We start from the raw sequence: 12,891 nt of genomic DNA on the forward strand, positions 1-12,891 counted from the left end.
GAAATAAGAAAAGCAATGCTTGCACCGTTAAAATAAATTGTCTACATTTGCACCCGCCTTACAAATCAAGGGCGTTTAGCTCAGCTGGTTTAGAGCATCTGCCTTACAAGCAGAGGGTCGGCGGTTCGAATCCGTCAACGCCCACCGATGCAAGGGTGGTTACCAGAGTGGCCAAATGGGGCAGACTGTAAATCTGCTGGCTATGCCTTCGGTGGTTCGAATCCATCACCACCCACGCGAAAAGAGGAATTTAGCAATGCTAAATTCCTCTTTTTTGATTGCTGCGGGCAGATTGTTGTTGGGCCATTCAATTATTAAAAGGAATAATAAGACCGAGACGGAGATGTAGGGACGCACGGTTCGTGCGTCCGCTCAAGATGAAATGAAACGCAAATACATGGTTGTTGGAGCGGACGCACAGGCCGTGCGTCCCTACATACATTCAAATTGAATATCAACGACTTAGATATTGCTTTTCAATAGCAGCCATTTTAGCGTACAATCTGACCCATATTAAACGCTAATCTCAACCATATTACTGTGTAAAATAGCTGAGATTGTGCTGTGTAAACATGCTACACGTTTTATAACCAATGGTGTTTTTCGGCGATTTTGTACAAAAGTGTAATCAATTTGAACGAAATTGGATTTCCGGAATACCGAAAATACGTAGCTTTGCAACGGCTGTTGAAGTCTTGGAACGGCAATGACGCTTAAACCTGTATGGAAATCACTATATTAATATATTTGTTGTTGTATCATGAATAGCAAACTTAAGCTTTATAAATGTGACAGAATGAAAGGTCAGATTATTCGATGCAGCATCTTGATGCTGCTTTTCGGACTGTTGTCCGAACCACCTTTGTATGCTTCAAAGGTAGGAATTGTTTCCCAATCAGACAAGACGATCGAGCTTCAAGGAACGGTTTTAGACGACGAAGGAGTGATCGTCGGAGCCTCGGTGAGAATCGTTGGCGGAAAGACGGGAACGGTTACCGACGTGAACGGCGTATTCCATTTGCGAGTTCCCGTTGGGGCGAAGATTGAGATCACGAGCGTGGGCTACAAGCCTAAGACTGTTGTCTGTAAAGGTGAGGGACACCTGACGATACGGTTGGAAGAAAATGCCGTTGCATTGGAAGACGTGCAGGTGATAGCCTATGGTGCCACGCGCAAAGTGACCGTGACGGGGGCCTTGTCGTCAGTGAATAGCGACGAATTAGTGAAGTCTCCGGTGGCAAGTATGAGCAATGCACTGACGGGAAAGATAGCAGGTTTGACGGGAATTCAGACGAGCGGACAGCCCGGCGCCGATGGTGCGCAGTTGTTTATCCGCGGTGTGGGCTCTTTGAGTACGTCATTGTCGCAGCCACTTATATTGGTAGACGGCATAGAACGGCCGTTCTCGCAAATCGATCCGAATGAAGTAGACGACGTAACCGTGTTGAAAGACGCCTCGGCCACGGCCGTATTCGGCGTTCGCGGCGCCAATGGTGTTATTCTGGTGACGACAAAACGCGGCACAAAAAACAAGCCGCATGTCAGTTTCTCTACATCGATGGGGTTCCAAGTTCCCTCACGTGTGCCCGATTTTGCCAACAGTTACGAGTGGGCCACGCAGTATAACAAGGCTCAGCTGCATGACGGTGTGACCGAAGACATGCTTGCTTTCAAGGCCGACGACTTGGAGAAGTTCCGCACGCACAGCAGTCCTTTGACGCATCCCGACGTGGATTGGACGAAAGAAATGATCAGAAAGTCTGCCATTCAGACGCGACATAACATCCATATCTCAGGCGGAACGGACCGTGTCAGGTATTTTGCGTCGTTAGGCGTGTTCACTCAAGAGGGACTTTTCAAGGTTTATAAGAACCGAAACGACAAGGGTTTCAAGTATGATCGCTACAATTATCGCATCAACTTGGATATCGATATGACTCGCACAACCACTGCACAGATCAATTTGGGCGGTTATCTGAACAGTCGGCGCGAACCTAACTACAATAACGGCTCGTCAAAGTCGACCGATTTCATCTTTCGCGACCTGTATTCTGCAGTACCTTTCAGTGGTGCGGGGCTGGTTGACGGGAAACGTATCCGCATGAATACGAATCAGTTTGCCATCGGTAACTTGCAAGATGGCCTGAATATCTACTATGGTAAGGGCTACAACACGAGTGCCGACAATGCTTTGAATTTCGATTTCACGCTGACCCAGAAGCTCGGTTTCCTGACAAAGGGGCTTACTTTCCATGCCAAGACGGCCTATAACAGCAATGTGGGCATTCATAAGCGGCGGGAAGGTACGGAACCTTTGTATGAACCGATTGTCAACAGCGATGGCACCGTGGGCTTGAAGCTGATGCAAACCTATCATAAGTTGGGCTTCTCGGAGTGGAACGAGCTTGGGAAAAACTGGTATTTTGAGGGTGCTTTCAACTATAAACGCAATTTTGGCAGTCATCATATCTCTGCATTGGCCATGTACAATCAGACGATGAAGTATTATCCTTCGAGCAGTTATGCCGATATTCCACGTAGCTATGTCGGCTTAGTGGGGCGTGCCACTTATGATTATATGACCAAATATCTGGTAGATTTCAGTGTTGGGTATAACGGATCGGAGAACTTTGCCAAGGGACATCGCTTCGGTGTCTTCCCCGCAGGCTCAATCGGGTGGATTATTTCAGAGGAAAAGTTCTTCAACGCCTTGAAGCCTGTTGTCGGTTATCTGAAGTTCAGAGCTTCCTATGGCAAGGTGGGCAACGACATCACGAGCGATAAATCGCGATTCCTTTATCTGCCCGACACCTATAACATCAGTTCGGGAAGCTACAGCTTCGGAACAACTACCGGAACAAAGACCCCCGGAGCCTCGGAAGGCAAAATCGGCAACCCGAACGTGACATGGGAGACGGCAACCAAGCAGAACTACGGTCTGGACATGAAGCTCTTTCAGAACAGATTATCGCTCAACGTAGATTATTTCATTGAGCATCGCACCAATATTCTGATTTCCCGCGGTGTCATTCCTACTTATTTGGCCGTGCAACTGCCTACCGTGAACATGGGAAAAGTCAACAATTTTGGTTATGAAGTAAGTCTGCGGTGGCAGAACAAAATAAAAGGCGGACATTATTATATAGGTGGAAACCTCTCGTATGCAAAGAACAAAGTCATTTTTATGGACGAAATCAAATATCCGTATGAATGGATGCAGCGTACAGGGAAGCCCGTCGGACAGAACTTCGGCTATGTTTTCGACGGTTATTTCACCGAGGAAGAGGTTGCAAACTATCCGACAATGAAAGGCAAGGAAGGCGGCATTGCCGACCAAGGCAGCGGATATGTGCCGTTACCCGGCGATGTGAAGTACAAGGATTTGAATGGCGACCACAAAATAGACGAGAAAGACATGCGCGATATCGGTTATCCAGCCTATCCGCTCGTCTCATATGGAATCACCATGGGGCTGTCGTGGCGTGGGATTGATTTCAGTGTTACGTTCTCAGGGGCGTCTAAAACCTCCCGTTTGTTGAGTGGTCCTTATCGTATTCCATTCGGCGAGACGAACAATTGGAGTCTGATGCGCTACATGATGAACGATGCTTGGACACCCGAAAAGGGCAATTCGGCCGCTGCTCCCGCAATTTCATTGCGCAATAAATCACACAATTATTTGGATTCGGACCTGTGGTTGAGGGATGCTTCTTATGTTCGTTTGAAGAGTATCGAACTGGGTTATTCGTTTCCAAAAGCGATTACGCGGTCCTTGCACCTGAATACGCTGCGCTTTGCCGTATCAGGATACAATCTACTTACGTTCGATCATTTGAAGGTGTGCGACCCTGAAGCGAATCCGAATGGCAGGGCATACCCGCTGATCAAGGTTATAGATTTTGGATTGAAAGTTGGATTTTAAATCAAGAAACGATGAAAACAATAAATAAAACATGGATATTGTTCGCCGGTCTGATGATGATGATGAGCTTCTCCTCATGCGAAGACATGGCATTGGGAGAGGGTTTCCTGCAGAAACCGCCAAGTACGGACGTAACCAAAGACACAATCTTCGGAAAAGCAGAATATGCACGGCGTGTATTATGGCGCAGTTACCAGTATCTGCCGTATGGAATGGAGACCAAAGGCTTTTGGACACAGATGTGTATGAGTACGATAGAAGGGCTGACTGACCTGAATTACGACAACATTGGATATTCTGCGCTCTCCAACACCTATTATCCCGGTCTCTACAATGCGGCGATAGAGGACAACACAACCATCAATTCGCATCGCACAAAGATGCAATTCTCCCAATCGGGCATTTGGACCGGCATCCGTCATGCATGGCTTTTCCATGCGAATGTAGACCGGGTTCCCGACATGGATGCGCAGGAAAAAGCGCGTCTGAAGGCAGAAGCAAAGATGATGGTCGCCGTGTTCTATGCGCACATGTTGCGGCATTACGGGGCACTACCGATTATCGACCATGCTATTTCCGCCGACGACGCAACGTTTCCGGCACGTGCCACGTTGCAAGAAACCGTGGACTTCATCATAAAACTCTTAGATGAAGCTATTGCCGAAAAAGAGTTCCCTTGGAGTATTCCCAAAACAGAGTTGGAGAATTGGGATGGCAGAATGACAAAGGGGGGTGCCATGGCACTAAAGACACGCGTATTGCTCTTTGTAGCCAGCCCGCTGTTTAATTCAGATGCGCCGTTTGCCAATGGAAAAGCTTCCGAAAAGAAGATGACATGGTTCGGTGGTTATGATAAAAACAGGTGGAAACAGGCCGTTGATGCTTGCAAAGCGTTTTTTGATGCCATGAATGCCAACGGCTTTTACAAGTTGGTGGAGGCCGGCGATAAGGGAATTGCCACGAAACGTGAGGCTTATACGAGTGCTTATTTTGACCGGGGGAATACGGAAACGCTGATAGCATGCCGCAGAAGCTTCCTTTGTACGAATGATAACGGGCAGTTTGACAAGGCTATCAGATGGGGCGCATATTGTCCAACGAAAGAGTTTTTCGATATGTTTGAGATGCAAGATGGTCGGCCTTTCGATTGGAAAGATGCCACTATGGCAAAAAATCCATTCAAAAACCGTGATCCCCGACTGTATGAGAACTTTATCTTGGACGGCGATAAATATAATGGGCGTAATGCCGATATGGTAGATGAGAACCCAAAGGACAAGGTCAATTATCCCAAAGGGAAAGATTGGGCACAAGGAAGAATGCACAAACTGAGTTTGGCTACAGGTTTGGCATGCCGTAAATGGGGGCTCGACAGGAACACCGATGCTTACAATCGTCCCGTTCAATGGCCTATCATGCGATTGGCTGAGGTTTATTTGAATTATGCGGAGGCATTGAACGAATACAATGATGGACCTACGGCCGAAGCCTATCAATATATAAATGCAGTCCGTGCGCGTGTAGGAATGCCGGCATTGAGAGTCGGAATGAGTAAAGAAGAGTTCCGTAAGGCGGTTCTGCATGAACGGGCGGTTGAATTTGCATACGAGGAAGTCAGATTCTTCGATTTGATCCGTTGGAAGATGTATGATGTCTTCGAGAAACCACTCCACGGACTTCATGTATACAAGAACAAAAAGACCAAGGCTTACGTCTTAAAACCCTTTGTGCTGACGAAATACTATAGAGCATGGTGGAAGACCGGCTGGGAACCACGGATGTGTCTAAGCGCTTTCCCTTCAAAAGAGGTCAATAAGGGCTATGGCTTGGTACAGAATCCGGGCTGGGAATGATAATGAAGATATAATTAAATAAGGTGAAGAAAATGAATCTCAAAATATATATTGTAGGGCTTGTTTTTTCTCCGGCATGTTTGTTGTCCCATGCAGACAGCATACCGACAAAGAAGAACACCAGTTTAGTGACTTATGGACGCGATGTATCGTTTGACTTGAAAGAAACGACGACTGCCACCGCCTATACCACAAAAGAGAAATTGGCACATCGTAAGGCAATCAACCCGCGCGACGCACTCTACGGTTTGATTCCCGGAATGGAAGTCTTGCAGAACCAAGGTACGGCATGGGAGACTACGGCCAAACTCTTTGTCAGAGGCGACGGCACATTCAACAAGAAGAGTCCTTTGGTATTGATTGATGGCTTTGAACGTGAGCTCGGACAAATATCAATGGAAGAGATAGAATCAATTACCGTACTGAAAGACGCAGTGGCGACGGCCTTATATGGCATGCGAGGTGGTAATGGAGTTATCGTCGTAAAGACGAAACGGGGAACAAGCAGTGCCCCGACCATCCGGTTTTCCTATGAGTTCAACATGGCAAAGCCTTTCCGTACGCCGAAATTCGTAGACGGATACACCTTTGCACGGGCCTTGAACGAGGGCATGGAGAACGACGGACTGACGCCACGTTACAATGCAGACGAGCTTGCCGCTTTCAGAGACGGGACGAAGCCCGATACCTATGCCAACGTAGATTGGTGGGGAGAGTCGCTTAGAAAATACAGCAACGGAAACAACATTTCGTTCTCTGCAACGGGAGGCAGCCGATATGTGAAGTATTATACGCAACTGAATTACTTGAACGACAACGGTATCTTGAGACCGACGAAAGACAATGAAGGTTATTCCACGCAGTTCAAATACTCGAAGTTGAATATTCGAACCAATTTGGATATAGAATTGGGAAAGAGAACCATGCTTCAATTGAATATGTTTGGGACATTCTCGGAGCATAATCGCCCGAATGAAACCATTTCCGACATCTTTGAGGCGCTCTATAAAGTGCCTTCCGGAGCGTTCCCAATCAAGAACAGTCGCAATATCTGGGCCGGAACGACAGACATCGGCACGAACCCCGTGGCCATGATATCCGGGTCGGGCTATGCCCGGTCGCAGCAAAGGAATATCTTTGCCGACATGAAGTTGACGCAAAACATGGATTTCTTGTTGAAAGGACTCACGGCAGGCCTGCAGGTCGGCTTAGACAATAACGCCTCTTATTGGGACGGGAATGCGCGGAAGTATGGTTACGAGCAAGCAACCTATGATTGGGTGACCAGTACCTATACTTATAAGAACCTGCGCAATGAAACCGCACTGAATGCCAGCCATTCGGTTGGTGCGTCCTACAATCATTTCAATTTCAATTCATTTGCGAATTATCAAAAGAATTGGGCACTGCACTCCTTATCTGTCATGGCCCAATATCGAATGGATAAGCTTTCAGCAAAAGGACAGAACACATCTTATTCGTTCATAGACGTAGTGGGACAAGTGCATTATGCTTACAAGCAACGTTATCTGTTCGACCTGTCAATGTCGGAGTCGGCTTCGAGCATTCTGATGCCGGGCAAACGCTGGGGCTTCTTCCCGGCCGTTGGTGCAGGCTGGGTGCTATCTGAAGAGAAGTTTCTCAAGCGCAATTGGTTAGACTTGTTGAAGCTCAGGGCCAGCTATGGCATTGCTGGGCGCGCAGACTTTGACAACGACCTCTTTATCGATATGTATGGCAACGGCGGCAGCTTCTTTTTCGGGAAAACACCGCAGAAGAACGACGGCTTGAGACTCTCTCAATTGGGAATTACCGACCTTACTTACGAGAAGTCACACAAGCTGAATCTCGGATTAGACATGCGTGCTTTCCAGAAGCTGGCCGTAACGGTAGACCTCTTCTATGACCATCGCACGGATATCTTGGTCGGGGCGAACGGCAAGGTGTCTTCTTTGTTCGGACTCCCCGTGCCGAAAGAGAACACGGGAGTTGTGGACAACCGCGGTATCGAGACCGCCATTCATTGGTCTGATGCTGTCCGCGACTTCAGATACGCGGTGGGCGGAACGTTCTCTTTCATTCGCAATAAGATTGTGAATGAGAATGAAGAATATCGTCCGTACGATTATCTGAAGCGAACGGGTAGACGAATCGGCCAGTATTTCGGCTATGTCGTGGAAGGGATTTATCAGAGTCAGAACGAGATTGACCAACGGAACGTCAAGCAGACGTTGTCGACCGTTCGTCCGGGCGATTTAAGATACAAAGACCTGAACAACGACGGCGTGATAGATGCCTACGACCAGCAGGCCTTGGGCTATAGCTCGATCCCTGAAATCTATTATTCGTTCGATTTGAATGCCGAATATAAAGGACTGGGCGTGTATGCATTGTTCCAAGGCATCGGCAATGTCAGTGTGCAGGCCAATACGCCGAGCGTTTATCACCCGTTGTTTGGCAACCGGACTCTATCGAAGGAATATTACGACAACCGCTGGACTGCCGACAGGCCCAACGCCCGCTATCCGCGACTGACCTCTACGGGCTCGGTGAACAATTATGCGAACAATTCGCTATGGACACAGAACGGCGCCTTTCTCAAACTGCGCACGTTGGAGCTGTATTACAAGCCCGGCAAGCATTGGATGAAGCCCTTGAAATACGTGAGCGACGCAAAAGTCTACGTGCGGGCATACGACTTATTCAGTCTCGACCATATCAAGATTATGGACCCCGAGAACATGAAGGCGGGCCACCCGTCGATGTCGCGCTTTGCTATCGGCTTTGATTTGAAATTCTAAAACAGATGGTTATGAAACATATAAAGATAACGATATTGTTCGTCGGCACAATCGGACTGTTCACCGGCTGTGACTTCTTGAACACGGGAGAGTCCACCTACTACGACAAGAACGAAACGCTGTACGACCCGGCCAAGGTCGCGCAGTTGTGCACACAGGTCTACAGCTATCTGCCGAACGGGCTCGATGGAATATCCGGCGCGATGCAAGACGCTGCCACCGACGACGCCGTTCACGTTTACCCCACGGCGACCGTTCAACGCTTCGTCAACGGCGGCTGGTCACCCAATAACACGGTCGACGACGTGTTCGCCAATTACTACAAGGCCGTTCACGACGCAAACTTCTACTTGGAGAACTGCCTCGGCCTGACGTTCGACGACTGGAAGAACACCGACGGCTTCCAAGACACCTATGCCGCCTACTTGAACCAACGCCACGAAGTGCGCTTCCTGCGGGCCTTCTATTACTTCGAATTGGTGAAACGCTACGGCAACGTCCCGCTCATCACGAAGACCCTCACCAAGGAAGAGGCCGCTCGCGCCCAACCGGCTTCGGCCGAGAAGGTGCTGCAGTTCGTCATCGACGAATGCACCGACGTGGCACAAGCCTTGCCCGACAAGCCCACGGCACTGCCCGGCGGCCCGGCCAACATGCAGCGCGTCAGCAAAGGCGTAGCCTTGGCCCTGAAGTCGCGCGCCACGCTCTATCTGGCCAGCCCGCTCTTCAATCCCTCGGCCGACGCGGCACGGTGGCAGACCGCAGCAGCCGCAGCCTACGAGTTAATCAGCCAAGCCGCAGCGTTCGGCTACGCCTTAGACAACGACTATCAGAACCTCTTCGGTGCCATCAACAACCAAAGCCCCGAAGTCATTCTGTGCCGGCCTGAAGGCAAGACCACGCACTTCGAGGCGGCCAACTATCCCATCGGCGTAGAGCGGGGCTCGGGCAACACGTGCCCCACGGAGAACCTCGTGAGCGCCTACGAGATGAAAGACGGCACCGCCTTCGACTGGAACAACGCCGCCCAAGCGGCCGACCCCTACAAGAACCGCGACCCACGCCTGCAGATGACCATCGTCTGCAACGGTTCGAAATGGCCCGGAGCCGTGCCCGTGGAGACTTTCTTCGGCGGAAAGAACGGGCTGCCCCTGCGCAACGCCACCACGACGGGCTACTATCTGAAGAAGTATCTCAACAACAAAGTGACCTTCGAGGCCGGAAAGACCACCAACAGCTTCGACCACAACTGGATACTCTTCCGCTACGCCGAAATCCTGCTGAACTATGCCGAGGCGATGGCCGAGGCCTACGGGCCCGACCAGACAGCTGCCGGACTGCCACTCACGGCCCGCGAGGCCGTCAACATGGTGCGAGCCCGCAAGAGCGTAGCCATGCCGCCCTACCTCACGGGCATGCCGCAGGCCGCCTTTCTTGCCCGCCTGCGCAACGAGCGGCGCGTGGAACTGGCCTTCGAGGGGCACCGCTTCTGGGACTTGCGCCGCCTGAAAGCCTTGGACGAGATGAAGGACATCTACAAAGTGAGCATCGAGAAACGCGACGACGGAACGCTGGCCTACACCCGCGAGAAGCTCTGCACCTACGCCGTGACTGACAAGCTCTACTTCTATCCCTTCTCCAACGCCGAGCTGCACAAGAACGGCCATCTGATTCAGAACCCCGGCTGGGCACAATAGCCACTCACCATTGCCGGCCGCAGCTCCGCGCTCCCCGTGAGGCGGAGCCTGCCCGATGTCAAAGGGGAAAGCGAACCGCTCGCTTTCCCTTTTTCTTATGCCTTGTGGCGAACCGTTTCCCCACTCGCCTTATGCCGTGCAGCGAAACGCCCGAACGCAGCAAAACGCCCTCCTCTCCTACCCTAAGCCGACGTATTCGGATAGGCTTTACAATCAATCATCATGCTGTAGTATACCGCCAATCATGCAAGCGTATATAGCTCATTATACAAGTGTGTATAACAGATTATACAAGCGTGTATAACTGATTATACAAGTGTGTATAACTGATTATACTAACGTGTATAATGAATTGGACACGTCTGTCCAATCCATTGGACACGTTTGTCCAATTCGCTGGACACGTCTGTCCAATTCGCTGGACACGTTTGTCCAATCGGCTGGACACGTTTGTCCAATTTCCTATGATAAGGCGCAGAAGCGGGACAGACATATAAGGCGCGTGGGGCGGATTACGCTTCCTTTTCCGCCACTTTTACAGTCTGACTTGCATGAGTTGGGCTTTTATTTTGTAATTTTGCAAGCAATAACGATGCATGTATGAGAAGGAACGACAAAAGACTTGTGCGCGGGCTCTATGATTACCTCATCATAGCGTTGGCGATGATGATAGGGAGTCTGGGTTGGGTGGCGTTCTTGCTGCCCCATAAGATTACGATAGGTGGGCTTCCGGGCATCTCGTCGGTGGTTTTCTGGGGCACAGGGCTTCCTGTTCAATACACTTATTTGGCGGTGAATGCGCTGCTGTTGGCCGTTGCCTTGCGCATCATGGGGCTCAGGTTCTGCATGAAGACCATCTATGCCGTGGGCTTCTTCACGCTGTTCACTACGCTGTGGCAGCACGTGGTGGGCGCGAAGGTGATGTTCGGCAACGAGCCGTTCCTTGCCTGCGTGGTGGGCGGCCTGCTGTTGGGACTGGGAACGGGGTTCAGCCTGCTGCGCAACGGGAGCACGGGCGGTTCGGACGTCATTGCGGCCATCGTGCACAAGTACCGCGACATCTCTTTGGGGCACATTATCCTTGCCTGCGACCTTTGCGTCATTACGTCGGGCTATCTTGTCACGGGCAGTTGGGAGAAAGTCATCTACGGCTATATCGTGTTGTTTGTGATGACCTACACGATAGACCATGTCATCAATGGCTTCAGGCGGTCGGTGCAGTTCTTCGTCATTTCGGAGAAGTATCAGGAGATAGGGCGGCTCATCAACGACGAGGCCGACCGCGGGTGCACGGTGATTGATGCCCACGGCTTCTACACGGGGCGGAAGGTGGGTATGCTGTTCGTGATTGCCAAGCAGAACGAAAGCCATAATATCTTCCGCATCATCGACGATGTCGACCCCAAAGCCTTCGTCAGTCAGAGTGCCGTGTCGGGTGTCTACGGCTTGGGCTTCGACCGCATGAAGGTGGGGCGCAAACGCTTGAATGGTAAATAAAGTCTATGATAGATTACGATGAAATAAAGAATAGGCGAACGGCCTTGCTGCTCTCGGGCGGCGTCGACAGCAGCGTGGTGCTCTACGAGATGGTGAGCCACGGCCTGCGCCCCGACTGCTTCTACATCAAGATAGGGCCCGAGGAAAAAGAGGAGTGGGACTGTACGAGCGAGGAAGACTTGGAGATGGCTACGGCCATGACGGCTCGCTTTGGCTGTAAGTTGGACGTGGTTGATTGCCACAAGGAATATTGGGGGCAGGTGACTCGCTACACGATGGAGAAGGTGAAAGCCGGCTACACGCCTAATCCTGATGTGATGTGTAACCGACTCATCAAGTTCGGTGCCTTCGATGAGAAGATGGGCCACGGTTACGACCTCATCGCCACGGGGCACTATGCGCAAACGGAATGGATTGACGGGCGGAAATGGCTCACGACGAGTCCCGACCCCGTGAAAGACCAGACGGATTTCTTGGCACAAATCGAGGGTTGGCAACTGCGGAAGGCCCTCTTCCCCATCGGACATTTCGAGAAGAACGAGGTGCGCGAGATTGCCGAACGCGAGCACCTCATCAATGCCAAGCGACGCGACAGTCAGGGCATCTGCTTCTTGGGCAACATCGACTACAACGAATACGTGCGCCGCTATCTTGGCGAGCAGGTGGGAGATGTCATCGAACTGGAAACGGGCAAGAAGATAGGCACGCACAAGGGGCTGTGGTTCCACACCATCGGTCAGCGCAAGGGCTTGGGCTTCGGCGGCGGTCCGTGGTTTGTCGTAAAGAAGGATGTGGCACAGAATATCCTTTACGTCAGCCACGGCTACGACCCGGCGACGGCCTACAAGCAGACGTTCAAAGTGCACGACTTCCATGCCACGACGTATTGTCCCGATGGCATCGCACAGCCGGAACTTCCCCTCCGCGTCACGTTCAAAATACGCCACACGCCCGAATATCTGCCGGCTGCAATCGAACAGACGGGCGACAATACCTATATTATCCATGCCGACAGCAAGGTGCACGGCGTTGCTCCGGGCCAATTCTGCGTAGTCTACGACGAACGGCATCATCGTTGCTACGGGTCGGGAGAAATCACATGGTAGTTAACGAACATCATA

6 protein-coding genes and 2 tRNA genes are annotated in these 12,891 nt (G+C 50.8%); all 8 read left to right on the top strand.

Annotation, left to right across the window (positions count from 1 at the left end; translation table 11 throughout):
* Positions 1–69 precede the first annotated feature (69 nt).
* The 8 genes from H164_RS0100295 to mnmA all read left to right on the top strand — a co-directional run bounded on the left by H164_RS0100295 (position 70) and on the right by mnmA (position 12,876).
* Positions 70–144, top strand: a tRNA-Val gene (locus H164_RS0100295).
* Positions 145–153: 9 nt separating this feature from the next.
* Positions 154–235: transfer RNA gene (locus H164_RS0100300), tRNA-Tyr, on the top strand.
* A gap of 561 nt (positions 236–796) precedes the next feature.
* Positions 797–3,922 carry a SusC/RagA family TonB-linked outer membrane protein gene (locus H164_RS0100305; RefSeq protein ID WP_025830186.1) on the top strand — a complete coding sequence of 1,042 codons (3,126 nt, stop codon included), beginning with the start codon at positions 797–799 and terminating at the stop codon, positions 3,920–3,922.
* 11 nt (positions 3,923–3,933) lie between these two features.
* Positions 3,934–5,775, top strand: a complete 1,842-nt coding sequence (locus H164_RS0100310) for a RagB/SusD family nutrient uptake outer membrane protein (RefSeq protein WP_019966781.1) — start codon at positions 3,934–3,936, stop codon at positions 5,773–5,775.
* 32 nt (positions 5,776–5,807) lie between these two features.
* The gene (locus tag H164_RS0100315; protein WP_019966782.1) at positions 5,808–8,576 is read left to right on the top strand and encodes a SusC/RagA family TonB-linked outer membrane protein; all 2,769 of its coding nucleotides are present in this window, start codon (positions 5,808–5,810) and stop codon (positions 8,574–8,576) included.
* Positions 8,577–8,587: 11 nt separating this feature from the next.
* Positions 8,588–10,273, top strand: a complete 1,686-nt coding sequence (locus H164_RS0100320) for a RagB/SusD family nutrient uptake outer membrane protein (RefSeq protein WP_025830189.1) — start codon at positions 8,588–8,590, stop codon at positions 10,271–10,273.
* A 600-nt stretch (positions 10,274–10,873) separates the two neighbouring features.
* Positions 10,874–11,770 (top strand): YitT family protein, encoded by an 897-nt coding sequence (locus tag H164_RS0100325; protein WP_019966784.1) that lies wholly within the window; start codon positions 10,874–10,876, stop codon positions 11,768–11,770.
* 5 nt (positions 11,771–11,775) lie between these two features.
* On the top strand, positions 11,776–12,876 hold the full coding sequence (gene mnmA / locus H164_RS0100330; protein ID WP_019966785.1) for a tRNA 2-thiouridine(34) synthase MnmA: 1,101 nt from the start codon (positions 11,776–11,778) through the stop codon (positions 12,874–12,876).
* Positions 12,877–12,891 lie beyond the last annotated feature (15 nt).

Source organism: Segatella maculosa DSM 19339 = JCM 15638 (assembly GCF_000382385.1).
Classification (GTDB): domain Bacteria; phylum Bacteroidota; class Bacteroidia; order Bacteroidales; family Bacteroidaceae; genus Prevotella; species Prevotella maculosa.

What these genes read in the sequence shown, in the direction of transcription:
- mnmA (WP_019966785.1), top strand. Translation starts at nt 11,776, where the DNA reads ATGATAGATTACGATGAAATAAAGAATAGGCGAACGGCCTTGCTGCTC.
- H164_RS0100310 (WP_019966781.1), top strand. Translation starts at nt 3,934, where the DNA reads ATGAAAACAATAAATAAAACATGGATATTGTTCGCCGGTCTGATGATG.
- H164_RS0100315 (WP_019966782.1), top strand. Translation starts at nt 5,808, where the DNA reads ATGAATCTCAAAATATATATTGTAGGGCTTGTTTTTTCTCCGGCATGT.
- H164_RS0100325 (WP_019966784.1), top strand. Translation starts at nt 10,874, where the DNA reads ATGAGAAGGAACGACAAAAGACTTGTGCGCGGGCTCTATGATTACCTC.
- H164_RS0100320 (WP_025830189.1), top strand. Translation starts at nt 8,588, where the DNA reads ATGAAACATATAAAGATAACGATATTGTTCGTCGGCACAATCGGACTG.
- H164_RS0100305 (WP_025830186.1), top strand. Translation starts at nt 797, where the DNA reads ATGAAAGGTCAGATTATTCGATGCAGCATCTTGATGCTGCTTTTCGGA.